A 22417-nucleotide genomic window follows, 5' to 3' on the forward strand; every position below is an offset into this window, starting at 1 on the left:
AGAATTTCCGTGTGGTCATCGGATCCCTGAACGTAGAGCGCACTCTGATATGTCGGCTTTCCCTTCCTGATCGTGTCGCAGACGTTCATCGCAGCGAAATAGGAAGACAGGTCGAGCTGACCCATCGACTTGCCCTCGCCGATCAAGGTTCGGCCGGAAATCAATCCGCGCAAACCAAGCTGATAGTTCAGGCGCTGCACAGCCGTATTCTTGGAGAATTCCCAAGTAGCCGGATTGTCGAGCCGATGAGGACCTGATCCACCTGCTACAGTGCTGTCCTTGCGCGGGTCGTAAAGCCGAAGGCCACGGAGAATGAAACTGAACTCGGGCGCGCCCTTCTCGAACTTGTCCGCGTTGTATTCCCTGTCGACGACGACGTAGCAGAGGCCGGCGCAGACGCTCGACGCCTTCCAATTGCGACCAAGCGCATTCGTTACGCTGACGAGCTTGGTATCAACGCCCTGCCCTGGTCGGCCGTCGTAAAAGCGGATCGTAATCTTATCGTCGAAGCCATCGACACCGAAGCAAGCCGCCTCGTTGCCGGTGATCGGCTTCGGTACGAGCGTCTTCTTCTCACCGTAGAAATAGATGCCTTCCAGCCCATCGCACCTACCATTCGACAGCACATAGATGTCACTGTTGAACTTGTTGCCCTTGCCGTACTTCGCGTAGAAAATCCGGTGTCCCTTGGTCATGCCGGTGCCAAACATGGCTCCAACCGGCACATCCGCGCCGTACTGGATTTCGCCCTGGACAGCCGAGTATTTCCGCTCTTTGGGACGGTTCAAATAACTGAACGCGAGCTTTGCGCCAAACGCCAGAGCTCCAGCAATGAGCGTTGTCGCCAGAGCAGAACCGGCAAAAAGCGCGGCGCTGATTGCACCGGCAATGGCAGTAAAAATTGGCATGAATGCTTATCCTGCGCGAAACGCCGCGATGCAGTCGCTGAGGCTATGGTAGGACTGGCCCTGATCGGTCTTGGTAACGAAGCGCGATCCGAGGCAGATGCCGACATGCTCATGTGAGCCAAGCTGAAGGATTACGATGTCGCCCAGACGGGCAGCGGCGGGCGCACACGGCTCAACAATCGTTTCGAAGAACGTAACGAGAGATTTATGCCCGCGCTTGCGCAACGCCTTCTGTGCGCCAAGGATCGTGCGGTAATCCTTGGCATAGGTCTTTCGGTGTTCGGTCCCGGCAAGAGCATCGATCATGGCAATGCCAAGGAAAAAGCAGTCGGCACTGCCATACTGATATGGCTTTGCCATCTCCGCGCTCAGCGTAGCCGCAACAATTTCGAATCTGGTCATGGGTTGTTACCTTTGGCCCCATTCAACCGGCTGGCTGCCGGTCACGGATGCATATTCAAGACAGGTATCGGTGAGCGCATTGTCGAACTGCTGCTCTTCCTGTGACCGCTTGACCTGAGTGGAGCCGCGCGCCGAACGCCCGGGCGGCTGAAGATCAATGGACAAAGTCAGGTTGCGCTCCCCTCCTTGAGTGATCGCGCTCTTGTTGAACTTCACCTTGTCGATCTCGTAGATGCTCGAGGCAAGCACACCCAAGACTTGATCGGTTGCCGGATCTCCGCAGATATGAGCGATGATCACAGGCGCATTTAGGTAGTTGAACTCTTCGATCTTGGCGATCGCATCATTCACGTCTGCCGTCGGGATATTCGAAAATGTGATTGTCCGCGTCGTCACAGCCACGCCGAGAGCGCTATTCATGGAACCCGCCGACAAATACCGGTTCGGTAGGTATGTGAGACCGTTATAGGTGAATGGACGCCCTCCCCGGTGATATCCGACCGTCCGTCCGGGCAGATCGAAACGGATCAAATCGAGGCGGCGGATCTGGCCGGCGTCGACGGCGGCCTGAACTGCAGGATCAAGAACAGTGCTCATGAGAAGAATACCTCAGTTGCCGAAAAACTTGGTTCCCTGCTCGCCCATGACTTCGGCCCCTGCCAACTGCCGGGATCAATCTGCATCGTGCAGGACGGCTTCTCGAAATGAACCGTGCAAGGCAACGTGAACGTCTGAAGGTCGAGCGCGTATTTGATCGGAAATGTACAATTGCCAGACGGATTGGCCGTAGCAGCCGCGGTGATCAAATGCAGTGACCGTACTGTCGGTGATTTGCGTATCTCAACATAGTCACCAGGCGAAAGCTGAAAGCCGGCAGGCAGGCCGCTTACCGCTATCAGAAGCGCGTTGATGATCGTTTGAAGGACCGCATCACCATTGAATGCGCCGCCACCGGCCTTCGTGCCAGAAAGCGGCTTGCCCATATCCATCAGGACGGGGCGAGGACGCATTGCATCATAGGCTGCAAAGACTTCGCCGTCGTCGCCCGCCTGCATCATGAACGCGCGCATAAGCCCCAAATCAGTATCCGACAATGCTGCAAACTTGGCGCTCATGGTCCAGTACGGCGTCCCGAACGTCTGGGATTCCGTCTTACGGCCTTCCATTCGGTTTGTGTCGCGCGGACGGACAGGCTTGAAGTCACATTCGATCAGCGGAACCGGCGGCAAAGATATCAAAGTTGCCATTATTGACCGCCGTTCTGCCGATAATTCTGCTGCGCAGCATTGTTTTCAGTGACAACGCGGACAGAAACAGATTCGCTCTCCGCCCGGATTGTCGGACGGAACATTGGCCCTTCTTCACCGACAACGCGCAGAAGCACCTCTTGAGGCTGATTATTGTTGGCAACCATACCGCCGCCAGCAGACACACCAAGACGGCCGGAGCTATCCCGCTTCAACGGCATGATGGCCTCTGGTCCAGCTTCACCCATCAGGCCGGTACCGCTGGCAAATTTGAACAGCGTCGGGCTGCTGACGATGGAGTTGGTGAAGGTGCCACCATTTGCGAATTTCTGCACGCCACCGGTGAACGCCCCGCCGCTTGCCATGCGCATGCCAGCCCATGGATCAGCAGCGGCACTCGATGAACCGCCACCCAACAGACTTCCGAGGAAGCCAAACAATCCGCCGCCACTACCTGAGCCAGCCTTATTGACCTCGAAAAGTGCATTGAGAACGTCGTTGAGGAGTTTGTCAGTGATCTTGTCGAGCACTGACATTGCAGCATCACCGAAGGCTTCCCATACCGACTTGCCGCTTTCGAGCCCTTGGCGGAAAGTCGAAACAAAATCACCGGCAAGTGACCGGGCCTCTTTCAACTGCTCGTTGGTTCGGATCAATCCGGCCTCATAGGAATTGAAGTCGACTTCCAGTCCGGCACCACGCAACGTGCTTGCGATTGTCTGGTCAATTGCTGACCGGCCCATCTGGTCACGGTCAAACATCAAATCCTTGGTAAGGCTCGCTTTCGCTGCGGCCTCCGCCGCTTTGCCGTATGCAACTGACAATGCCTCAATCTCTGCCCGTTGCGCCGCAGTGATCGTGCGACCTTTGTCCTGGGCCTTCTGGAGCAGTTCGAGCTTGAACCTCATGGTATCGGCGGCCACACCATTCAACCCGGCCGTCTCCGCCTCAAGCTTCATCTGGTCAATGCGGTCTTGAGCGTGCTTGATCAAATCGCGATAGGCTTTCGCAGCCGAGCTCATCTTGCCTTCGGATCCGAATTCACGATCCTTTAGGGGGCCGCCGGCTGCCGGTGCGGCGGGCGTAGACGGATTAAACAGATTGCCAAGCTGGCCCAACCGATCTGTCCCCATGATTTCGGCAATCTTCTTGTTTCGGTCATCCAAGACCTTGCCAAGCCGATCAGCATACTCATTCGGGATCGCGTCGAACTTTACGTGTTCAATTCCGGTTCCAAGATCGATACCGAGTTTGGCTGTGAGGCCGCTGATCGCCTTGATCATTTCATTGATACTATCGATGACCACGTTGACCATTTTGCCAACGCCCGTAACCACGGCGTTGACGGCACCAATGACAGCTGCCCCGATCACATCAGGAAAATTCATCCAGAGTGTTTTGATATCCTCGTAAGCGGCCACAAAGGAATTGATGATCATGTTGCCGGCATTCTTTGCCAACTGGATGACGTCAACTCCGATTGCCTTTTGGATTTCGTCCCGGAAAGCGTATGCTGCGGTGATAGCGAGCCCAATTCCTGCGACCAGCAAGCCAAGTGGATTTGCCAAGAGCGCCGCCGTCAGAGCTGCGACAGCCCCAACAAGTGTTCCCCCGATTAGGACCGCTAGTGTTCCCACTGCACCGATAATTGCTGGCCCGAACGCTATCGCCAGACCGGTCCCGACGCTTGCGAGCACGGCAAGGATCGTTCCCATGTGTTCTGTGAGGTAATCCAGGGCAGTAGCGACCGCATTGAGAGCCACCTCTAGGGCTGTCATCAATCCTGTCTTGACTACAATCGCTTCGAAGAAACCTTCCAGCGCCAGACGGGCATTTGCCGTGGCCTTGGTGAGGCCCGCGAAACCAGATTCCGCAACGCCTGATATCTGCGATTCCAGCGCTCCAAAGACTACGCCTTGTGCCTTCAGGCCTTGTCCCGACTCCATCAAGGATTTGGCAAGCTTCTTTTGGGTGTCTGTCAGCGTGATCCCGCGCTGCGACAGCATTGCAAACCCCTTTACCGGATCAGCCAGTGCGCGAGAAAGGCCCTCAAGATTTTGTTTCAGGTCTCCGCCCCATGCTGCCGACATGTCATTTGCGAGCTTGATCGCGCGGAAAAAGACCTCGTCAGTGAAGCCAAAGCTTGCAAGGTTCGGCGCAATGTTGAGTACGTCCTGGGCAGCCCTGCCCGTTGCTCGCTCAAGATCATCGGCGAACTTTTTGATTTTTACGCCGGTGACGTCATAGGAATACCCATTCAGCGCCAACGCCTTGTCTATCTTCCGCATTGCAACGTTGACCGCCTCGATCCGGTTCACGGCTGAAGCCAGACCTGCACCAAGTGCTGCACCAATTGCCGCTCCGGCTGCGATGGCAGCGATTTTCAGACTACTGAACGACTTTTCCGCACCGTCGATATCCTTTTGCATGCGCTTGGCAGCATTACCCGCCTTGCCAGCACCATTGGAAAATCCATCGGCCGCCTTTTCAGCGCCTTGTGCCGCCTTCTGGAAGTCCTTCAGGTCATCGTTGGCAGCCTTGACAGGTTTGCTGTCCACCGCCAAACCAAGCGTTGCTAAATCCATTGGGGGCCTCAAATGAATAACAAGAGTTTGTTTACGAGCGCTGTTCTCTTAGCCATCGTCGGCATCGCGCTATATCAATCGTGGCCGAATGCCGGGCAAAGAGAAGTCGCCAAACTTTCGGCGAGCCGTGTCATTGAAACGCGTGATATCGGTAAGAATTTCTACGGAGTGTCTGTTTCGCGTGAGGCCAAGACAGCCTCTGACTTCGAAACAATTGCCAGATCGAAATGCGGCAGCAGTGAAATCTGCAAAGTCGGTTTTTGGTACGACGTAGCTGATATGCCGAAGAACATACCCATGACGGAAAAGCAGGTATCTGCCCAGGTGGCACAGTACGAATGGGTAAAATTGACTGGTTTCAACCGGACGCTTGTGAAGTGTTCGGAATTTCCGGGAACACCTTCCGACAAGTGCTTCTGATGCTCGTTGGCTAAGTCGCCAAAAAGCGCTATTTGCCGGTTTTTTCCTTCTGTCGCTCAGCCTGTTCCTTGTTCTCAATCGCAATGGCTTCACGATAGGTGTTGTCCATTGCGGTCAGAATCCGCCATTCCTCGCGTAGGAGGATATTTCCCGAAAACTGACACCAAGCCATCAAGTCTTGATGCGAAATCGGGTTCGGCCCGTTCATTCCGGAAGAGCGGCTATCGCTCATCTCCCAGAACCAATCCCAAAGATACTGGATTGTATCCTCAATCGTGATGATGGGACTGTCGGCATTGAAACGCGTGTTGCGCTCACGTCGAGTTTCGCCGTTCTCGTCCGGCAACTCGTACCGGACGCGCAATTTCACCGCTTCGCAGAGGCTTTCATTGATCTCCGCGAAAAAAGGCGGCGTCGTCCTCCAGAGCAGCGTCTACCTGCTTCTTCACCCATGGTGTACGAAGAACCTTTTTGACGTTGGCCGGCGAGAATGCCAGCTTTTCACCACCCCAATCAGCGTCGTCGTTCCATTCCCAGCCGACAGTTGCGGCGGCAAGCAGATCAATCTCGTTGTCGGCGATCTGTTCGGCCGTCAGCGACTTGTTCCGGGTGCGCAGAGCTTTGTTGGTGATTGCCCGGCGGGCCGGAATAACCCGGTCGTTCTCCAGCGAAACGACGAGGATGACAAAACCGGTGTCTTCACCAGTCGCTGGGTGCTTGACGTCCACCCGGATCGACTGTTCTTCAATAGTTGAAAGGTCCACGGATCACCTCAGATCGTTGTTGGATTGACGACGACTTCTTTCTGGACGTAGCCCAGGTTGAAGGTCTCAAGGATGAAATCTTCGTTCCGGCCGCCATTGTGGATCGGGCCGGAAATGACGCCGCGATTGTAGAAAACCGTGTTGGTGTGGGTTGCGTCGGGCGCGTCGGTCAGTTCACGCTTGAAGGCGTAGTAGAACTTCGTGGCGGCTGCTGTTCGCAAAGCCACCTGCCCCGGATCAAGCGCGTCACGGGCTAGCTCAAGTGTACTGTCGCCGGCATTGGAAATGCCCTTGGCTTTCTGGGTGACATCGGTGTCGAGGGTCGGATAGGACACGATATTCGTGCTTGTGCCGGATTCCGGCAGCGATCCGATGTTCTTAACTTCGACCCACAGCAATGCAGCAAATGCCGCAACAGTCAGGTCGGTTGGCTGCGGTGTAGCGCAAATGAAAAACTTACCGCCAGCATTGGTAAAAGCCATGGTTAGGCTCCTTTCTTGGATGGTTCGCCAGACTTGGCGGGTTTCGATGGGGGCATTTCGAAAAGCGGCAAAACCGGGATACCCAGTTCTTCGTATGCCGCTTCAATGTAGCGATAGTCGCCATTGAGATAGACCGTCGTCACGCCTTCCTCTGGCACTGTGAAGAAGGCAGGATTGATCGCCTTCCGCCCGCCCTTCTCAGGGACAGGCTGGCTCGAATAGATGATTTCCATGATTGGCCTCTATGGTGCGAAGCAGTTGTACTTGATGGTGACGGGGACACGCACCCGGTCCGTGTCTTGTGACGAAGGCGCAACCGAGGGTTTCTCATAAACGCGAACCGTGGTGGCGCCAGATCGTAGAACGGTGCCCTTCTTGAAGTGGTCGACGAGCTTTCCGGCCACTTCAAGAAGGGCGACAATTCCCTTGCCCGAGGGATAAACCACCGTGATCTGCAACAGGCCGCGATATTGAGTATCGTCAGCATTCCCGACGAATGGATTGACGTTGCTGTTCGGCAAATGACGCACTTCAAGATAAGCGCTTGCGGGTGCAGTGAACGGAATGTCTGGATATGAAACCGGCAATGCTGGGGTGAGCGCCAATTCCGCGACCCGTGCGAAGAGAATGCTCGGGATCGTGCTTTCAACTGTCGGCATTACGAACCCCCTGCTTTGATCGTCGCTGTAGCGCGCTCGACATGCTGCGGCCAGTTCTGCGCAGCAAGCCGCACCATGCCGTCGCCAGTTTGGCCATGTGTCCCGTATTCTCGATGGGCAGCATAATTTGCTGTGTAAGTTGCCCAGATCGTCTGGCCGACATCGGCGCCAGCAATTGCCAGGGCGAATTGTTCGTTCGGCGCGTATTGGTTCTTCGTGCTTCCCGGCGGGAGTGGCCTGCTCATCGGTGCCGGTCCATCTGTCGAAACAACAACACTGGCCCTGAGAAAGCCCGTATCGACCCGTGTGCGCCCGATCATGTCTTCAATGACAAACTGTGTTGCCGTTCTGAAGACTGCCACCATTCTGCGGTGGGTTTCCAAGACCCATGCATCAACCGACGCACTGAAATTCCGCTGTGCCACTAGTCGACGCCCTTGGCATAGTTGAGTCGGATGAACTGCATGCAGCGGCAATTGATGATCTGGCTTGCCGGCGCGCCCAGCGAAGTATCGCCGGGATAGAGAAGTTGCGATCCGTCCGGAGCAGTGAAGGGAGTATTGAGCCCCTTCACTTCCTGCCCATCCATGGCAGCATGACTGTGGCGGACAAGTTCGTCATGGGCGGTGTTCCAAACCCTCGTTACGTCCTGCTCGGTATAGTCGGTTTTGTCGAGACCTTGCCGGAATGCTTCTTGGTTGGACGCATTCAGCGCTGTCAGCGTTTCTGTTCGGCTGATCGTATCGCCGCGCAGTTTCAACAGGGAATCCTCGTATCGCCCGGCAATGCGGCTGATGACGTCGGCAGCCAGTGACCTTTCATCTCGAATTGCTGCGGTCACCGTCTTATCAAACCGTCGATCGCGGCGATTGCGGGTCAGATAGTTCTTCATCAACGCTGCGTCGCCCGAGGCGAGCTCGTGACGAGCAGTTGCGACATAGTCAGCCTGTATCGACGTCAGCCCGAGAATACCGCCTTCGCGGCGTCCGGTAATGCGATTGAACCGCCCGACGAGTTCAAGCGCTGTCGACCGCGGATTATTCCCGGCTTCCATACCGGCAGTGAGCGATTTCGCAACGGCGCGGCGCTGATCCTCAATGATGTTTGTGATCAGATCGCTCGGATGACTGCTCAACCACTGTTCGGCCCGGTAGTTGCGAACATCGAACCTGACAACGAGCTGATGGCCTGTAGGATCATAGAGAGCAGGCAAGCTTGAAACGGCCGATACGCCGCCGCCTTCGAACGCCTGGGCAATAGCCTTATCCAATGGACGGAATGCTGCCGGTTCCATGTGCAGCATGTCGAAGGCGCCGGCGATGTCGTTTCGCTCCAGCCGCTCAACGATCCGCTTCAGCTGAATGCGGCTCTTGATATCGGCAATGCTCTCCATGAAGGCATTGCGAAGGAGCGGTTCAAAGTCGGCGATCAGTTGCTCGAACTTCTCGCGTGCAGTAAGACGCTTGAGCATACTACGATCCCAAAGTTGTGAAAAACATGGAGTGCAAAGTGGCGGACGACTCAGAATTCTTTGCTGACCTGCAGAGCCGCGAGCCGCTTGTCGTCGTCATTAAGACGTTGATCTATATCGAACATGAACTGTTAGAGTTCATCGACCAATCGGTCATCAACCCTGAATCCATTCGGGCCATGCGTTTGGAATATTCCGGGCTCGTTCATTTAGCGATCGCTTTGGGATTGCCATCTGAATTCAAGTCATCACTTATGACCACTGCGCAGATCAGGAATAAATTTGCACATAATCTTCACGCAAGCCTCGACGAAAATCTTGTCGATAATCTGTACAAATCACTAGGTCCCACCGCCAAACAGGCTGCACAAACATCTTATGACCTCGTTATCCAGAAGTATCCGGATGCTGGTCATGTAAAAAAGTTGGCAGATCTTCCACCGTTAAACAGGTTCGTACTGCTGGCGATAGTTGTGAAGAATGGGGTGAAACATGCAAACGACCATCTCCGTAAGCATTATAGTCGCAAATGACTAGGGTCACCCTCTGACGATGAACTTCCATGCGACCACAACTCCCGCGTCGGGAATGCGCATCGTTTTGATTGTGGTGACGGCTTTCCCATCTATGCTCAACTTGTCCCCAGGAAGGACTTCAACGGGCAGAACTGAGCAAATCACCACCCGGTCGGTCGCAAAGATCAGCGTGCCATCGATGAACTTGTCTTCGACCGCCTTCACGACTGCGTTGAGGGTATAGACGATAGGATCGCTCTCGACGGGTGGTTCCCACGGATTGGGCGCAGGCGTGACTGTGCCTGGCCGCGTCAAGGTCACGACACCCTGATTGAACCGTGTGAGCAACCGAGTTGCGGTTGACTGCATGCGTTCATAGTTGAATTTTGTCATCGGCCGACCGACCAAATGCCGAGTGTCAACCGATCATCATTGATCAGGAACGGCTTCAGCAGACCATAAACTGCCGTGAAAATCGGGGTGGCGTCCAAGGCAGTGTCCGAACCCGGATCAGCATATTGGACATCAACGGCGCCCTCGACCCGTTCGCGCGTCACTCGTTGCGAAGCTGTAGTCGTGGCTGATAGCGAGCCGGGATTGGTGGCCTCAGCGAATGCCGCTTCAAATGATGCATGCACAACTGCCAACGGGATTACGTCGGAGGGAATGACCTGACTGCCGACAAGGACGCCGATACGAGGCCATGCGCGCTCTTGCAGGTATCCTTCTGTCGGGGCGCCCATGAAGCGAATACCGACCCGCGATCCGGCAACGCCGCTGTAGAGGCCGTCAATATATGCCGATCCGCGCTGGCGCAGTACTGCCACAGCCGGAGCCCCGGCCGGCAGAGTACGACCGTTGTCAGTCATCCATGTCGTGAACTGTGCGTCGTCGCCGTATCCAGCCATCTCGTACCTCAAATGGAATGATGTGCCCGACGACAAGCGCCGGGCATTGGATCAAGGCTGAGTTGCCAGCTCTTCGAGAGCGGCAATGATTTCGTCCTTGGTGCCTGGGGTCTTTTCACCCAGCAGTTTCTTGGCTTCTGACTTGAAGGTCATGAAGTTGCCGCCGGCAAGCTCCAGCACTTCGAGCGCGGTCCTTGGCGTGTCGCCACTCTGGCCGCTTCCCGGGTTGGTGACGGCAGTCTTGCCTTCTTTGCCGCCCGAGATGATCTCGTAGCGACCGGCCCAGCCGGTTGGTTCGTTCGCGACGGTCAATTCGGTACCGACAGCAATCTCGCCATCCTTCCCGAAAATCCCGCCCTTGGTGATTATGATGTCCATTTGCTTTGCTCCAAGCAATGAGGAGAAGAGCCCCGCCCGAAGGCGAGGCGTCGGGATTAATTGACCACCGTGGAATAGAACACGCCGGACTTGCCGTTGTAGTCCGCCCGGATTTCCAGCCCCATCGCGCCCATGACAAGGAACTGATAGTTGTCAGTCGGGTTGTCGCGGGTGATTGCCGTGGTGTTGACTGCCATGCCAACGAGCGGACGAATGAAATCCGAACTCGGCACGAAGCCGAAGAACGCATTGCCCGACAGCTCGTAGGTGACCGCGATCTTGTTGATGCGGCGATTGGTGAGCAGATACTGGAGCAAGCTCCCGCCCTTGAAGCCGGACGAACCGGAATAGGACAGGTCGAACCGGCGGCCGATCTCGGGCGAGATGTAGAGATTGACCTTGCCGGTGATCAGGTTGGCATCAAGCATGGCGCCCAAAGTCTGGGTGATGAACTTGTCGATGTCGTCGGCCGTCGTGGTCGCCGCCGTCAGATCGATGTTCGCGCCGCCCGCGCCTGCGCCAAGATTGAGTGCCTTGGAGAGGGTGGAAGTGCGAATGCCATAGGCCTTGTAGCCACCGACCACGATAGTGGGATCACCATCGAGGGCATAGAGTGCCATGTCGCGACGGATTTTCGCGGTATGGGCTTCCTGATCGTCCGACAGCGCGTCGAAGTTCTCGGACTGGAGCGTGTTCCATTCCCGCCACTCGCGGCCGTAGCCGGTCGAGAAGATGGGAACAGGCGCACCACGATAGTCATAGACTACCTTGTCCATCGGCGTCGGGATCTGGCCGGACATCGAACGGGTCACCGAACCGGCATCCGAAGATACGCGATTGAGGTGGACGAGCTTGCCGATATTGACCGCTTTTGCCAGTGGCATCAGATCGGCCATATAGACCTGACCTTCGTCACTGCGCATGACGCGGCGGGTAATGCCATCCAGATCAAGCCACGCATCGCGAGGCAGAATGGAAGCGGCGTTCTGCACCGTAGCGAGTGCAGTTTCGGTCTGGTGGAACCATTCGCGGTTCGCCGATACCTCGTTCCACCAACCAGCATGAATACGCGAGTTGGTGACGAGCTGAGTATCAAAGTAGCGCATTGCTTGTCTCCTTTACGCGCTGATGTAGCCCTTGGCCGCGCGGACGCGGACAAGCTGGTCGGAACCAGATGTGTTGTTGTAGGCCTCCTCCGTGAACGCAAAGACCATCTTGCCAGCCGTTGCCAGAATGAACCGGCCCGTTGCATTGGTGGTCAACGCGGCGCCTTTGGCGACGTTGGTTGCGGTCGGTACGCGGACGTTGAAAAACTCATCGTCGGCGAATTCCATTCCGATCACGCGGTCGCCGGCGTCCCAGGTATCGTCAACGCCCTTCATGAGAAGATAGTTGTCCTGGGCGATGAAGAGCTTGCCGACAGCCGATGCCCCGGCCTGGGCGAAGTTGGCGCCAGACCAGACGAGGCCTGTACCTGGCATGATCGCCGTGGCGCAGATGGCTTCCTGCACCTGCGGATCGTTGTCGGTAACCGGACCTGCGAAGATTTTATTGAAGCGGGCCATGATTACTTGTCTCCTTCCGGAAGCTTGAATGAAGGACCATCAACATTCGGCTTGAAGGCCGAATTCAACGGAGCGGCCTTGCCGGGAACAGCCTTGGGAGCCAATTCCTTGAGCGCGTTCAGGGTCAGCTCCTTCGCAGCGGATTCGCTGAGAACGTTGGCCTTGACGATCTTGTCGACCAGCTCGGCCTTTTCGGCATCGTCCTTGGCCTTCTGGCTGGCGACCATTTCAGCCTGGGCATCCACCAAAGGCTTCACGGCGTTGGTAACGGCATCAGTGATTGCCTTTGACAGAGCATCGCTGACCTTGCCTGCACCTTCCGAGAGGGTATCAACCTTCGCGGAAAGCGCCTTGATCTGTTCTTCAACAGTCATGTCATCTTCCTTTCGATTTGCAGAGGGTTCCCGCTCGGAGCTGAATGCTTCGATTAATGCGGCTTTCATTCGCTCTATGAGAGGCGCGCGTTGGCGCTTCTCCAGAGCTCGGGCGGCTGAGTCCAGTGCCCAATCCAAGTCACGATCCGCGTCGTCGATTGCGGAGTTGATGACTTCGACTTCTTCTTGCTCGCCTTTCGAGTTGACCAGCATGCCGACGCCCTGTTCAGGGGTGGCCGCGCCCTCCTCATCAAGAAGGATGGCGTCATGGTCGAACACGATGTCGCGAGCGATGTTTTTGTAAGGAACGTCGCCATTGGCGGCTTCCATCATGCAATAGAGCCCCGTTGAGGTATGGATCGGGTCGCCCTTGCTGATGGCAGCGAGAACGGCTTTGCCGCCTTCGCTCCGGTTGGCCGTCTCGACGTCGATCACCTTGTCGAGCAGCACGCGCCCATTCTCGCGGCGCACATTCTCGTTCCATGCACCGATCCAGCCCATGTTCAGGCCTTCTGGATCGCTGGCAGAGACAAACTTGCCGTTGATCGTCGGATGGCCAAGCGGCGCCGGTTTACGGTTCAGTCCGACATAGCTTTTTTCGATCTCGTCAGCCGGATACATGATCTCGTTCATGACGACGTTGTCGGGAAGCGTGGCACTGGGAACGATAATCACATCCCGGCCGTTGCGCTTTTCGCGCCGGATCGATGTCGAATTGGCAAGCGTCCGGATGTTGATGCGAACCTGTTTCATTTGATCTATTCCTTGGGTAGGTCCTTGGCGGCCGGCGTTGTTGCGGCCAGGCTGTCATCCGTCGTCGTGTCGTCGCGGAACTTCTCGGATTCCGACAGCGGTTCCATATCGACGGTTGCCCTGATCTCTTCAGGCGTGAAAATAAGTTCGCCGCTGCCGCTCATCTTCTGATTGGTGTCGGCCATCTTGTTCGCGCGATCGATCTTCTCTCCCGGCGAGCTTTCTGTGAGGTCGGTCCAGTCGAGATACCAATCCTTTTCAGGAAGGATGCCGACGCGTTCGAGCCGCTGAACAAAGGCCATGGTGTTGGGCATGACTTGGCTTGTTCGGCGGGACATGTTCGTCCGCGCCCACTCGTCATTGTCTTCTGTGCTGGCCCGCTGTCCGGTCTGCGATCCAACCAGAACTTTCATGGGGATCGGAACGGATGCCGCGAACGATTGAAGCGCAATGGCAAAGAAATGCTCGGGGGATGGCAGGGTGATGCCAAGTGTCTTGGCCTCCATCCCCTGGAGCATCAGCATCCGGTCGAAACCCTTCTGCCAATCGCTGACTTGTTCGTCCATCTTGTCGGCGATTTCGTCAGCAGAAATACCCATGGCTTTGGCCATGTCTTCAATGCGCGCTTCCGGTGCGACCTGCAGAACAGGTGAAGACTTGGCGTTCTTCCAGAAGCCCTCGCCGCCGGCACCGCTGATCTTCTCCAGCGTCATTAGGTCATTGTAACCAGGCTCCAGCATGGAGCGGCAATTGACCGTTCCGTCCTTCGACCAGACAATCACCCGGTCTGGATGAAGTTGGAAGTTGCGATAATTGGCCTGCCCGGTTTGAACACTGGCTTCATTGAACTGGAACATCTTCGGCTGCCCATAGGTCTCCGACATCTCGTCGGTGTCCCATTCGTGAACCGAAAGCTGACCTTCCCAAGCTGGGATGACCTCAACCAACCCATCGAGGCCACCGGGCACATGATCGACAGGTTCCGCAAATCGCTTGTCATCGGCGAACCGCATGATGATGCCCGCATATCGGCCAACCATGGAGCGGCGATCTGCTTCGGCGAGGTTCTGCCAAAGGCGAAGATCATCAAATCGCTGGCGGATTTGCTTTTCCAGCGTGGTCTCGGCTGCAAGCTTTGACTGTTTGCCTGATCCCTTTTTTGATCCAGCACCATCATCCGCGTTGCTATGTTCTGACCCGTCGCGCTCATATTCGAGCAGGAACGGCGAATCCTGCCATGTCTTGAGGATCGTCTTGTCGACGCCTGCATGCGCAATACCGTTGCGCAGATACATGTCGTAGAGCTGTTGAAACGCGAGCGTGACCGGGAAACCAAAGTCAGCATAGTGGTTGTGTTTCGTCTGGGCGAAGAAACCCGGGAACATTGTGTCGAGACGGCGCGACAAAGCGTTTGCGACCATTTGGATAGCGTTCATGTGCGATGTCTCTTTTTTAGGAACATGGCAGCGCTACCGGGCCGCTTGATCATAGGAGCAACCGCATAGCGCAGCGCATCGATGTAGTGGTTCCAGGCGTCGACGATGTCGGGCCGGATATCACCCGTCAGGCGGTCAACCTTGTAGCTGTAGAGCCGTAGTTCCTGAGCAATGCCAGTGCATCGCGGATGGACGATTATCTTTCGGAATGACCGGAGGAATGCGACTCCATCCTCTACGCTGCCCTTCCACTTCTCCACCGAATCCGATCTCGGCAGCCCATGGCGACGAAGGTGGCTGATACTTTCCGGCCGCGCGCTGTCCCATCGGGTAACATGCTGGGCAAATCCGGGAATGCCGATGTTCAGGAATGCTGGCGTGTCATCCAGCTCAAGCTGTGCCTTGCCCGCCTCGTGGCTAATGTAGAGTATGTCGTCGACGACGTAGCAGCGAACCGCGGCAGTCGGGTCCTGCGAGAAACCAAAGTCACCGCCCTGATATGGTCCATCCCAATATTCTGTTGGCTCGAACTCTTCGACTTTCCACTTGCCGGCGAAGACCTGGCTATCTGAATTGGTGAGATATGCGCCTTCCCAGACGTGAGCGTAGGTGTTTGGGTCGAGGCGCTGCTGTTCGCGCACCCGAAGTGTATCGAGCCCGGATGGGAAGAACGGGTTGTCCTGCCAATTGAGCTCGGCAATCAATGCGTTCGGCGGCGGGCTCTTACGGAAGCGAAGATCGACCGGAGAACCGTCAAGGCGCGGGTTCCATATCGGCCAAAGCTCTGATTTGGGCTGGCGAAAGACCGTCGCTTCAAGCGCCAGCCACGATGTTTCAGGTACGTCCTCGGCTTCTTCGACAATCGTCAGGTCGATCTTTGCCAGTGACTTGATGGTATTCACGCCATGGCGAAGGCCGCGAAAGATAAACTCGGTTCCGTTCCGGCCGCGCAGATAGTCGACGCCAACATCGTAGTGCGCTTCAAGCCAAGGTTCGGAGGCTATTGCCGCCTTCAACTCGGCGTGGAAGCTTTCTTTGATCGCAACTTGAAACTCACGAGTGGCGAGAACACGAAGCGGCTCAGCATATCCCCAGATCGCTGCCATCTTGGCGAAGTTGTAAGATTTACCCGATCCGCGTCCGCCATGAGCACCGCGATACTGGACCGATCCTCGCGGCGCCGTGAATAAGGGGACCAGCTTCGGCGGCAGTTCAATCCTTGCGCTTGGTTGACTTCGGTGACGCTGCAACAATCTGGATCACCTGCGGGCCTATGGGGTTCTCCGCGTCACCGGCTAGCGTAACCTTCTCGCCATACTTCTTCGGACGCAGTTTGCCAGCCATCCACTTGCGGGCATCGACGCGAAGCTGAGAACGTCTCAATGCCTCGCCATTCTCTTTCCATCCAAGAGCAGCGCCATCGTCGCCCTTGCGTTCCATCCAGTCATTCGAACCGTCGTCGGCGATGTTCAGGATTTCATCGAACAGGGCATCAGCCTGGGCTTCGCGCGCGAGTGCGTACTGCTCCGCGAAGGCTTCGACTCTTGTCAGCCATTTGAAGACCGTTGAGGAAGCAGGCATGTTGTCATCGCGGCAAATCTCACGAAGGCTCTGTCCGTCTGCTATGCGGTCACAGATGATGTCCGCGATTGACTGCTTGAATTCCAGAGGCCGCTTACCTGGCTCTGCTGTTATCCCGCCTTCTGCCTTATCAGCGATTTCTTTGATCTTTTTTTTGCTGAGAGCTTTTTCGCGGGGCATGCGGTCACTTGCTTTCAGCTTCAGTAAAGGCTTGATTGACTTGTTGAGGAGGATAAGACGAACAATGCCAGTTGTTGATTTATATTCCAGACGTCGTCAACGTGAATTGGGCGTAAACATCGACGTATATGAATACGATATCGTACCGAAAAAACTTCAAAATCAGTTCATGCTGATTATTCAAGAGGTTTTTGGTGTGTACGGATCCTCTTATCCGGAGCATTTTTACGAACAGATTGTTGACGTTCTTCGCAAAGAGTTTGGAGAAGAAAGCCTATGTAACAAGTACAGAACGTTTAAGGGTGATGAGCTCCGAGACTTCCTCGTTAATGAGACATCACATGAAAAACTGATCGACGCTATCGATCTAATGCTCCGGATATTAACTAACTTTTCAAAAGACGAAAATGCGGCTGTCGAATTGCGACAACGATGTGCAGATGCGTTGCTCGAATTCAATGAAAGATGCCGAATTTCTGGTTTCGGATACTCTTGTGACGAAGGCAGGCTAATTAGGATTGATTCTCATGTCCTACACAGTCAAGCAGTTCTACCTGCCCTGGCATTACTGGCCGATCCAATCTTTAGGAATGCCAATACGGAATTCAGAAATGCCTTTGAGCATTGGCGCCACGGTAAGGGATCTGAAGTTTTGGTGGACTGCCTTAAGGCCTTCGAAAGCACCATGAAAATCATCGCCAACGAGAAGGGCTGGACCGTTCCGGATAAAGCTACTGCGAAACAGCTGGTAGATGTTATGTTGAACAACAATGTTGTACCTGCATTCTACCAATCGCAATTGGCAGGTTTACGCAGTGTTTTAGAGAGCGGTATTCCAACACCACGCAATCGCGCTGCCGGCCATGGTGCGGGCACTAACCCTACGCCCGAGGTTCCAGTCGAACTTGTCAGATATGTGCTGCACCTTACTGCGGCGACGATCTTGTTTCTGGTAGATGCGTACAAGGCGATGCCCTGAAACGTTGAGTGAGATGTATCAGGACGGGCCATGTCTTCATGGCGGCTAGATTTGCCGTCTAGCGGGTTTACCCGCCATCCTGAACTGGTTGCAGGAGCCGGATTTGAACCGACGGCCTCTTGGTTATGAGCCAAGCGCGCTACCGAACTGCGCCATCCTGCGAAACTGAATTTTGTGAATAGATTTCCATGGCGGGAAGCCGTGAAGCTCTCCCATGCGTCGGTCATAAACCTCCATCTGCCGCAAGCTGTCTGCTCGGGCTGGGTTTGACCGGCGAGTGTTCCCTGTCCATAGGTCCGCACTGAACATCAAATCATCCAATGCGGATTCTAAACTGATTTTAATCCTATTGAAAGGACTATTATCTTATCTGCAACATCAATTTTGACACATTCAAGCCGCCTTTACCTCGATGATACTGACGCATCGAATATATCCTCAAAAAAATCTGGTCGCTCGGCGCGCCTTGAATGCAGGCGTGTCAAAGTGCTACTGAAGGTTCGCGTTAAATGTGAACATCGAGACATCGGACTGGTAACCAGTGATAAAATCCATTGAAATAAAAAATTTTAAATCAATCGACCACATCAATTTAGAGCTTGGTCGTGTCAATGTTTTCATCGGTGAGAACGGCGCGGGAAAGAGCAATATTCTCGAAGCAATCGCTCTGGCTAGTGCTTCTATTGCAGATAAGCTGGACAATGAGTTTCTTTCCTCGCGCGGCGTAAGAGTGACCCCGCCGCTCTTAATGAGGTCGGCATTTAAGATCGAAAATGGTCAAAAACCGATTACAATTTCTGTTACCGATTTCAATGACCTGACAATTACCAGTGAGCTCAACAACGACAATAGTCCCTATTCAGAATGGGAAGCGGAACGATCGTTTACCGAGCCTGGTGGGCCCATGCAAATCCGCGAGGTTGGTCACTTACTCGTGGACTATCTCCGCCATGTTACACCTACAGAAGACATGATGAAAATTGCAGACCAACTTTTGGAACAACTAGCAGTTACCAAAGCTAGAATTGATGAGCAGTTGGAATTGAATGTCGATGATCCAAAGCGCGCACGCGTGTTCCCAATAACATTGACTTTACCGTCACCAACAGCCGAGAAACTTATGGCAGCCCGCGGAGTATCGCTTGGCGACTTCATTATTTATTCGCCCGAGAACTCCTCCCTCCGCATTTTTGAAAAGGAAGGCCAAATACTACCGTTGGGCATAAACGGGGAAGGTCTACTCAAACTGCTTTCAGTGATGGCCCAAGGAAATGACCTTACGCCTTTTAAGCAAATCAAAGATTGTCTTAGGCTGTTTGGCTGGTTCGAGGACTTCGAAATCATCGATGAGAATGGTAGATCACAAATGGCAATTCGTGATATCTTTTTAGACAAAAGTCAGCGAATATTTGACCAACGCAGTGCTAATGAAGGCTTTCTGTTCACTGCTTTTTACTTCACTCTTTTTACGAGCACATTAACTCCCAAGTTTTTCGCAATTGACAATATTGATGCTTCACTCAACCCTAAGCTATGTTCACAATTAATGAAAACACTTAACGAACTAGCGGTAAAGAATGACAAGCAAGTTATATTCACTACACATAATCCGGCAGTGCTAGATGGCCTTAACTTGGACGACGATCAGCAGCGCCTCTTTGTAATTGACAGAGGGAGGTCTGGAAACACACGAATAAAACGCGTCAACAAACCTAATAGCTCTGATGGTTATCCTGTTCGACTATCAGAGTCATTTCTAAGTGGTACATTAGGCGGCCTCCCTAAAAGGTTTTAATATGACTAGTTTTGCACTGATAACTGAAGGCATTACTGATCAAGTAATTTTGGAACATATTATCGAAGAGTATTACGATGCTTTCGGGAGTGTCGACGTCTACGTGAACCACATTCAACCTCTCAGGGATGCCACTGATGCATCACGCCAAGACAAAGAATCGTTAGGTGGTTGGGAGAAAGTACTAGAGCAATGTTCAATTTCGAAGACAATTACCGACTGTTTCGCCCACAATGAATACATTGTAATTCAAATAGATACGGACTGCGGCGACCACCCAAATTTTGGAGTTCCTTTGACTCTCGAAGGAGCTGATCGGGCAGTTGCTGACATAATTCAGGATACGAAAAACCTAATTATCAACAAAATTGGCTCTGATCTTTACGAGCAAGATCAGGATAAGTTCATTTTTGCCGTTTCGGTCCATTCCCTTGATTGTTGGGTACTGTCTTTTCACGCGAAGACAACAAAAGAGCAGACCAAAAATTGTGCTGGCCGTTTAAAAATACATTTATCCAAAAGCGACGAACGGTTCTCGAAAGATTATAACTGTTATAAAGCGTTAGCAAAGCCAATCCACGGTAAAGAACTCTTAAAGATAGCTGAAACCGGCACTAGCCTTGGAATATTTCTATCAAGTCTCCCAGCTTTGGAAAGTTAGAAATCGGTTAGGCCCAACGGACGATATTTGCCCTACCTTAAACTCCACCGGCGTCATTCGCCCAAATATCTCCATCAGCGCGACGATCCTGCCCGTCCTTGTTACCTCCTCCACAACCCCGCCAAACGCTGCAAACGGGTTGCTCTTGTCGGAGACAACCACACCCTGCCCGGCGGGAAACTGCCGGGCGATGTTCTCCCTGATTGATACCGCCTCCTCCCGACGGTGAATGCGGGCGGCTTTCGTATCGTCGAAATCCATTCCAATCTCTGCAATGTAGATCGCTTCCACGTCATTGCCCGACACACGCAGCGGACGGCCGTCCACGCCAAGAATGCCCTCAACACCGTCACAATTGCGCAGGGTGTAGAAGTCTGGATTGACGGCTCGCTGCCCAACGAACAGATATCGCGGCATCAGGGGCTGCTCCTTCACGACAAACGTCTTGGTGCGCCTGTGCTGCACCTCGACGCGACGGCGTGGGAAATATACGGCATATCCAGCTTTGAGAATGTTCTCGAAAGCCCTTTCTTCGCCTTTGACCGTCGTGCGAACCACGTACCAGTGCTTGTCCTTGTCGATACCAGCTTTCATATCCCGTCCCTGTCTGGCCCCTATGCTGCGTCTACGAGTGTGATTGACCGGCATTGATGCGACAGCATTTGGATGTGCCCGCGCTTCTCAAGCCGATGGATCATGTTGAACGCGGCTGTCTTCGAGACGCCAAGAGCTTCGGCGGCCTCGGAATAGGTCGGCGCAACGCCGTGCTCAGACTGGAAGCCTTTGAGGAAGGCCAATGCTTCGGCCTGGCGCTTGGTCAGGCCGGACGGCTCTACATTGAACCGGCGGGCAATCTCCCGCGCCAGCGCTGGGCTCACTGCGATAATCCGGTCTGCGCGTTCCTGAATGCTCTCAGACATGTCACTGCACCAGAAGTGATCCAGGTTTGACGCCGGCTCGCGCCATGATATCGCGCATCTGCTTGCGATAACGCACCTCGTCGCAGAGCTGGGCAGTTGACGGGCAGAAGGCCTTGTTGACCTCCTTGACCTCACCGAGCCGGAAGCGATGCACCGCGGCGAGTATGTCCTGGCATTCGTATTCTTCAACCGCATCGAAATAAGCGCGGATCTGCAAGTCAGGATCGGACATGGGCGATTGAGGGAAACTGCCGAACAGCTTCGCCAGTGATTTGGTTACCTCGATCTTCTCCGCGTTGTTCATCGTTTTGGAACTCCTGAATGAGTGATCGTGCTGCCTCTAAGGGCTTTCGAATGTGGACAAATCCATTGGGTTTTCGCGCACTTGTGCGCCCTGAAAAACTGTTAGGTTTTTCATCTATTCTGTTCTTATCTTTTCTATTAAAGGCGCTTGTCTCAGGCTTGTCTTTTAAGCCATTGTTTTCATTGACTTCGGCTTCATTTTCGCGCCTATCAGATTGTGATTTCGAGCGGGTTTCATAACTGTTTCGCGCTGATTTCACGTCTCTTTTTGCGCGTGAATTGGAGAGATAACCGGCTTCAAATTGGATCTTGTCCTGCTCAATCAGCCCCTCTGTCAGTGCCGTTGCTTTGCGGATTGAACAGCCCAGAATGCCAGCGAGATGGCGGTCATCGCGCATGGTTTCGCCACCGCGTGCGTAAATGAGATCGAGCAATACGATGTATGCGCCGATAAGCTCTGGTCCCATACCCTGAACGCCATCAATGAAGGCTCTGGGCTCGTGTTTGTACCATTCCAATCCGTGTTTCATGCCGCACCTCGTTTGCGCTCTGATGCAGCGCTGTAATCGGATGCCGCTTGTTTCAAGACCTTCAATTCACGCCAACGAGTTTCGATTTCGTGGTCAGGCCGCTTTCGTTTGCCCTGTGAGAAATCCTGAAGCCAACTTGCTTTGCCGATCACGAGCTTGTTCAGTTCTTCAGCCATTTCGCTGCTTGAAATGCGATCCGTCATCTCAAGCCGCCCGATAAGTTTGACTGTCCATGTCGGGAAACAGCGCGTCTTGTGCGGGGACTATCAGACCGAGCTCGAGAGCGCGATGGACCGCCCAGGCACCTACGGATGCTCCCCCCTGGTTCGATCCAGTATTCCCGCTCGTCGCCAACCTCGGAATGTCGGATGGTCAGGCAGATAGCCTTCCCAGCACGAACCTGAGACATCAGATTTTCAAGACGTACGGATACCTTTGGTTTTTTAGCCATGGTTGCACCTCACGATTGAAACGGGGTTTGCTGGTTTAGGCAGTGCGTCGGCCGGCAATGAGTAAGCGCAGAACAGGATTGCCGCGCCAATGAGGGCCAAACCGCAGAGGATGAATGTGTGGAGCCTGTCGCTCATGCAGCGACTCCCAT

30 protein-coding genes, 1 tRNA gene and 1 pseudogene are annotated in these 22417 nt (G+C 54.3%); 5 read left to right on the forward strand and 27 right to left on the reverse strand.

Going from position 1 to position 22417, the window contains the following annotated elements; all coding sequences use genetic code 11:
- The 5 genes and pseudogenes from J1W56_RS00005 to J1W56_RS00025 all read right to left on the reverse strand — a co-directional run.
- Positions 1–908, reverse strand: a pseudogene (locus tag J1W56_RS00005) (phage tail protein); the annotation flags it as partial.
- Between the two features lie 6 nt (positions 909–914).
- Entirely contained in the window at positions 915–1310 is a 396-nt protein-coding gene (locus tag J1W56_RS00010) for a DUF6950 family protein (protein WP_223611152.1), read from the reverse strand.
- Between the two features lie 6 nt (positions 1311–1316).
- Positions 1317–1907, reverse strand: a complete 591-nt coding sequence (locus tag J1W56_RS00015) for a DUF2163 domain-containing protein (protein ID WP_223611153.1) — start codon at positions 1905–1907, stop codon at positions 1317–1319.
- The gene (locus tag J1W56_RS00020) at positions 1904–2557 is read right to left on the reverse strand and encodes a hypothetical protein (protein ID WP_223611154.1); all 654 of its coding nucleotides are present in this window, start codon (positions 2555–2557) and stop codon (positions 1904–1906) included. The genes J1W56_RS00015 and J1W56_RS00020 overlap by 4 nt, the downstream gene beginning before the upstream one ends.
- Positions 2557–5142 (reverse strand): phage tail tape measure family protein, encoded by a 2586-nt coding sequence (locus J1W56_RS00025; protein ID WP_223611155.1) that lies wholly within the window; start codon positions 5140–5142, stop codon positions 2557–2559. The genes J1W56_RS00020 and J1W56_RS00025 overlap by 1 nt, the downstream gene beginning before the upstream one ends.
- A gap of 12 nt (positions 5143–5154) precedes the next feature.
- Between J1W56_RS00025 and J1W56_RS00030 the strand changes: the two genes are divergently transcribed.
- Positions 5155–5562 carry a hypothetical protein gene (locus tag J1W56_RS00030; RefSeq protein ID WP_223611156.1) on the forward strand — a complete coding sequence of 136 codons (408 nt, stop codon included), beginning with the start codon at positions 5155–5157 and terminating at the stop codon, positions 5560–5562.
- 28 nt (positions 5563–5590) lie between these two features.
- On the opposite strand, the gene J1W56_RS00035 is transcribed toward J1W56_RS00030, so the two are convergent.
- Genes J1W56_RS00035 through J1W56_RS00065 form a run of 7 tightly spaced genes read right to left on the reverse strand, consistent with a single transcriptional unit; the run spans position 5591 to position 8938 of the window.
- Complete coding sequence (locus J1W56_RS00035) at positions 5591–5932, reverse strand: phage tail assembly chaperone (protein WP_223611157.1); 342 nt, start codon at positions 5930–5932, stop codon at positions 5591–5593.
- Between the two features lie 16 nt (positions 5933–5948).
- The gene (locus J1W56_RS00040; RefSeq protein ID WP_223611158.1) at positions 5949–6326 is read right to left on the reverse strand and encodes a hypothetical protein; all 378 of its coding nucleotides are present in this window, start codon (positions 6324–6326) and stop codon (positions 5949–5951) included.
- Between the two features lie 8 nt (positions 6327–6334).
- The gene (locus J1W56_RS00045; protein WP_223611159.1) at positions 6335–6808 is read right to left on the reverse strand and encodes a phage tail protein; all 474 of its coding nucleotides are present in this window, start codon (positions 6806–6808) and stop codon (positions 6335–6337) included.
- A gap of 2 nt (positions 6809–6810) precedes the next feature.
- Positions 6811–7041 (reverse strand): hypothetical protein, encoded by a 231-nt coding sequence (locus J1W56_RS00050; RefSeq protein WP_223611160.1) that lies wholly within the window; start codon positions 7039–7041, stop codon positions 6811–6813.
- Positions 7042–7050: 9 nt separating this feature from the next.
- Positions 7051–7467 (reverse strand): DUF4128 domain-containing protein, encoded by a 417-nt coding sequence (locus J1W56_RS00055; protein ID WP_223611161.1) that lies wholly within the window; start codon positions 7465–7467, stop codon positions 7051–7053.
- Positions 7467–7832, reverse strand: coding sequence for an HK97 gp10 family phage protein (locus tag J1W56_RS00060; protein ID WP_223611162.1), 366 nt, complete (start codon positions 7830–7832; stop codon positions 7467–7469). The genes J1W56_RS00055 and J1W56_RS00060 overlap by 1 nt, the downstream gene beginning before the upstream one ends.
- A gap of 59 nt (positions 7833–7891) precedes the next feature.
- Complete coding sequence (locus tag J1W56_RS00065) at positions 7892–8938, reverse strand: phage head morphogenesis protein (protein ID WP_223611163.1); 1047 nt, start codon at positions 8936–8938, stop codon at positions 7892–7894.
- 38 nt (positions 8939–8976) lie between these two features.
- Between J1W56_RS00065 and J1W56_RS00070 the strand changes: the two genes are divergently transcribed.
- Positions 8977–9471 carry a hypothetical protein gene (locus J1W56_RS00070; RefSeq protein WP_223611164.1) on the forward strand — a complete coding sequence of 165 codons (495 nt, stop codon included), beginning with the start codon at positions 8977–8979 and terminating at the stop codon, positions 9469–9471.
- Positions 9472–9477: 6 nt separating this feature from the next.
- Here J1W56_RS00070 and J1W56_RS00075 read toward each other — a convergent pair whose 3' ends face one another.
- Genes J1W56_RS00075 through J1W56_RS00115 form a run of 9 tightly spaced genes read right to left on the reverse strand, consistent with a single transcriptional unit; the run spans position 9478 to position 16628 of the window.
- Positions 9478–9846, reverse strand: a complete 369-nt coding sequence (locus J1W56_RS00075; protein ID WP_223611165.1) for a hypothetical protein — start codon at positions 9844–9846, stop codon at positions 9478–9480.
- Positions 9843–10361 (reverse strand): DnaT-like ssDNA-binding protein, encoded by a 519-nt coding sequence (locus J1W56_RS00080; RefSeq protein WP_223611166.1) that lies wholly within the window; start codon positions 10359–10361, stop codon positions 9843–9845. Before J1W56_RS00080 ends, J1W56_RS00075 begins: the two co-directional genes overlap by 4 nt.
- 51 nt (positions 10362–10412) lie before the next feature.
- On the reverse strand, positions 10413–10739 hold the full coding sequence (locus J1W56_RS00085; RefSeq protein WP_223611167.1) for a hypothetical protein: 327 nt from the start codon (positions 10737–10739) through the stop codon (positions 10413–10415).
- Between the two features lie 56 nt (positions 10740–10795).
- Positions 10796–11845, reverse strand: a complete 1050-nt coding sequence (locus J1W56_RS00090) for a major capsid protein (protein ID WP_223611168.1) — start codon at positions 11843–11845, stop codon at positions 10796–10798.
- 12 nt (positions 11846–11857) lie between these two features.
- Complete coding sequence (locus J1W56_RS00095) at positions 11858–12304, reverse strand: hypothetical protein (protein WP_223611169.1); 447 nt, start codon at positions 12302–12304, stop codon at positions 11858–11860.
- Positions 12305–12306: 2 nt separating this feature from the next.
- Complete coding sequence (locus J1W56_RS00100; protein WP_223611170.1) at positions 12307–13431, reverse strand: hypothetical protein; 1125 nt, start codon at positions 13429–13431, stop codon at positions 12307–12309.
- Positions 13432–13436: 5 nt separating this feature from the next.
- The gene (locus J1W56_RS00105) at positions 13437–14867 is read right to left on the reverse strand and encodes an anti-CBASS protein Acb1 family protein (protein ID WP_223611171.1); all 1431 of its coding nucleotides are present in this window, start codon (positions 14865–14867) and stop codon (positions 13437–13439) included.
- On the reverse strand, positions 14864–16120 hold the full coding sequence (locus J1W56_RS00110) for a PBSX family phage terminase large subunit (protein WP_223611172.1): 1257 nt from the start codon (positions 16118–16120) through the stop codon (positions 14864–14866). The genes J1W56_RS00105 and J1W56_RS00110 overlap by 4 nt, the downstream gene beginning before the upstream one ends.
- On the reverse strand, positions 16080–16628 hold the full coding sequence (locus J1W56_RS00115; protein WP_223611173.1) for a terminase small subunit-like protein: 549 nt from the start codon (positions 16626–16628) through the stop codon (positions 16080–16082). The genes J1W56_RS00110 and J1W56_RS00115 overlap by 41 nt, the downstream gene beginning before the upstream one ends.
- A 64-nt stretch (positions 16629–16692) precedes the next feature.
- Between J1W56_RS00115 and J1W56_RS00120 the strand changes: the two genes are divergently transcribed.
- A complete protein-coding gene (locus tag J1W56_RS00120) occupies positions 16693–17607 on the forward strand; it encodes an STM4504/CBY_0614 family protein (RefSeq protein ID WP_223611174.1) in 915 nt (304 codons plus the stop codon).
- 85 nt (positions 17608–17692) lie between these two features.
- On the opposite strand, the gene J1W56_RS00125 is transcribed toward J1W56_RS00120, so the two are convergent.
- A tRNA-Met gene (locus tag J1W56_RS00125) sits at positions 17693–17769 on the reverse strand.
- Positions 17770–18148: 379 nt separating this feature from the next.
- Between J1W56_RS00125 and J1W56_RS26030 the strand changes: the two genes are divergently transcribed.
- Together J1W56_RS26030 and J1W56_RS00135 are read left to right on the forward strand one after the other, a co-directional pair.
- Entirely contained in the window at positions 18149–19402 is a 1254-nt protein-coding gene (locus tag J1W56_RS26030; protein ID WP_223611175.1) for an AAA family ATPase, read from the forward strand.
- A 1-nt stretch (position 19403) separates the two neighbouring features.
- The gene (locus tag J1W56_RS00135) at positions 19404–20063 is read left to right on the forward strand and encodes a hypothetical protein (protein WP_223611176.1); all 660 of its coding nucleotides are present in this window, start codon (positions 19404–19406) and stop codon (positions 20061–20063) included.
- On the opposite strand, the gene nusG is transcribed toward J1W56_RS00135, so the two are convergent.
- Genes nusG through J1W56_RS00160 form a run of 5 tightly spaced genes read right to left on the reverse strand, consistent with a single transcriptional unit; the run spans position 20037 to position 22019 of the window.
- Positions 20037–20657 carry a transcription termination/antitermination protein NusG gene (gene nusG, locus J1W56_RS00140; protein ID WP_223611177.1) on the reverse strand — a complete coding sequence of 207 codons (621 nt, stop codon included), beginning with the start codon at positions 20655–20657 and terminating at the stop codon, positions 20037–20039. The two genes, J1W56_RS00135 and nusG, sit on opposite strands and share 27 nt — an antisense overlap.
- Positions 20658–20677: 20 nt before the next feature.
- The gene (locus tag J1W56_RS00145; RefSeq protein ID WP_223611178.1) at positions 20678–20983 is read right to left on the reverse strand and encodes a LexA family protein; all 306 of its coding nucleotides are present in this window, start codon (positions 20981–20983) and stop codon (positions 20678–20680) included.
- Between the two features lies 1 nt (position 20984).
- Complete coding sequence (locus J1W56_RS00150) at positions 20985–21215, reverse strand: hypothetical protein (RefSeq protein WP_223611179.1); 231 nt, start codon at positions 21213–21215, stop codon at positions 20985–20987.
- Positions 21202–21816: a DUF1376 domain-containing protein gene (locus J1W56_RS00155; RefSeq protein WP_223611180.1), complete on the reverse strand. Its 615-nt coding sequence runs from the start codon at positions 21814–21816 to the stop codon at positions 21202–21204. Before J1W56_RS00155 ends, J1W56_RS00150 begins: the two co-directional genes overlap by 14 nt.
- Complete coding sequence (locus J1W56_RS00160; protein WP_223611181.1) at positions 21813–22019, reverse strand: hypothetical protein; 207 nt, start codon at positions 22017–22019, stop codon at positions 21813–21815. Before J1W56_RS00160 ends, J1W56_RS00155 begins: the two co-directional genes overlap by 4 nt.
- Positions 22020–22417: the final 398 nt, after the last annotated feature.

The sequence above is a fragment of the Phyllobacterium calauticae genome (assembly GCF_019991125.1).
GTDB classification, from domain to species: Bacteria; Pseudomonadota; Alphaproteobacteria; order Rhizobiales; family Rhizobiaceae; genus Phyllobacterium; species Phyllobacterium calauticae.

Bases quoted from the DNA above. Each gene is read 5' to 3' on its own strand.
- J1W56_RS00045 (WP_223611159.1), bottom strand. From the start codon at position 6,808: ATGGCTTTTACCAATGCTGGCGGTAAGTTTTTCATTTGCGCTACACCG.
- J1W56_RS00105 (WP_223611171.1), bottom strand. From the start codon at position 14,867: ATGAACGCTATCCAAATGGTCGCAAACGCTTTGTCGCGCCGTCTCGAC.
- J1W56_RS00090 (WP_223611168.1), bottom strand. From the start codon at position 11,845: ATGCGCTACTTTGATACTCAGCTCGTCACCAACTCGCGTATTCATGCT.
- J1W56_RS00030 (WP_223611156.1), top strand. From the start codon at position 5,155: ATGAATAACAAGAGTTTGTTTACGAGCGCTGTTCTCTTAGCCATCGTC.
- J1W56_RS00080 (WP_223611166.1), bottom strand. From the start codon at position 10,361: ATGGCTGGATACGGCGACGACGCACAGTTCACGACATGGATGACTGAC.
- J1W56_RS00145 (WP_223611178.1), bottom strand. From the start codon at position 20,983: ATGTCTGAGAGCATTCAGGAACGCGCAGACCGGATTATCGCAGTGAGC.
- J1W56_RS00025 (WP_223611155.1), bottom strand. From the start codon at position 5,142: ATGGATTTAGCAACGCTTGGTTTGGCGGTGGACAGCAAACCTGTCAAG.
- J1W56_RS00075 (WP_223611165.1), bottom strand. From the start codon at position 9,846: ATGACAAAATTCAACTATGAACGCATGCAGTCAACCGCAACTCGGTTG.
- J1W56_RS00135 (WP_223611176.1), top strand. From the start codon at position 19,404: ATGACTAGTTTTGCACTGATAACTGAAGGCATTACTGATCAAGTAATT.
- J1W56_RS00085 (WP_223611167.1), bottom strand. From the start codon at position 10,739: ATGGACATCATAATCACCAAGGGCGGGATTTTCGGGAAGGATGGCGAG.
- J1W56_RS00020 (WP_223611154.1), bottom strand. From the start codon at position 2,557: ATGGCAACTTTGATATCTTTGCCGCCGGTTCCGCTGATCGAATGTGAC.
- J1W56_RS00055 (WP_223611161.1), bottom strand. From the start codon at position 7,467: ATGCCGACAGTTGAAAGCACGATCCCGAGCATTCTCTTCGCACGGGTC.
- J1W56_RS00010 (WP_223611152.1), bottom strand. From the start codon at position 1,310: ATGACCAGATTCGAAATTGTTGCGGCTACGCTGAGCGCGGAGATGGCA.
- J1W56_RS00115 (WP_223611173.1), bottom strand. From the start codon at position 16,628: ATGCCCCGCGAAAAAGCTCTCAGCAAAAAAAAGATCAAAGAAATCGCT.
- nusG (WP_223611177.1), bottom strand. From the start codon at position 20,657: ATGAAAGCTGGTATCGACAAGGACAAGCACTGGTACGTGGTTCGCACG.
- J1W56_RS00160 (WP_223611181.1), bottom strand. From the start codon at position 22,019: ATGACGGATCGCATTTCAAGCAGCGAAATGGCTGAAGAACTGAACAAG.
- J1W56_RS00150 (WP_223611179.1), bottom strand. From the start codon at position 21,215: ATGTCCGATCCTGACTTGCAGATCCGCGCTTATTTCGATGCGGTTGAA.
- J1W56_RS00015 (WP_223611153.1), bottom strand. From the start codon at position 1,907: ATGAGCACTGTTCTTGATCCTGCAGTTCAGGCCGCCGTCGACGCCGGC.
- J1W56_RS00060 (WP_223611162.1), bottom strand. From the start codon at position 7,832: ATGGTGGCAGTCTTCAGAACGGCAACACAGTTTGTCATTGAAGACATG.
- J1W56_RS00100 (WP_223611170.1), bottom strand. From the start codon at position 13,431: ATGAAACAGGTTCGCATCAACATCCGGACGCTTGCCAATTCGACATCG.
- J1W56_RS00095 (WP_223611169.1), bottom strand. From the start codon at position 12,304: ATGGCCCGCTTCAATAAAATCTTCGCAGGTCCGGTTACCGACAACGAT.
- J1W56_RS00065 (WP_223611163.1), bottom strand. From the start codon at position 8,938: ATGCTCAAGCGTCTTACTGCACGCGAGAAGTTCGAGCAACTGATCGCC.
- J1W56_RS00120 (WP_223611174.1), top strand. From the start codon at position 16,693: ATGCCAGTTGTTGATTTATATTCCAGACGTCGTCAACGTGAATTGGGC.
- J1W56_RS00155 (WP_223611180.1), bottom strand. From the start codon at position 21,816: ATGAAACACGGATTGGAATGGTACAAACACGAGCCCAGAGCCTTCATT.
- J1W56_RS00050 (WP_223611160.1), bottom strand. From the start codon at position 7,041: ATGGAAATCATCTATTCGAGCCAGCCTGTCCCTGAGAAGGGCGGGCGG.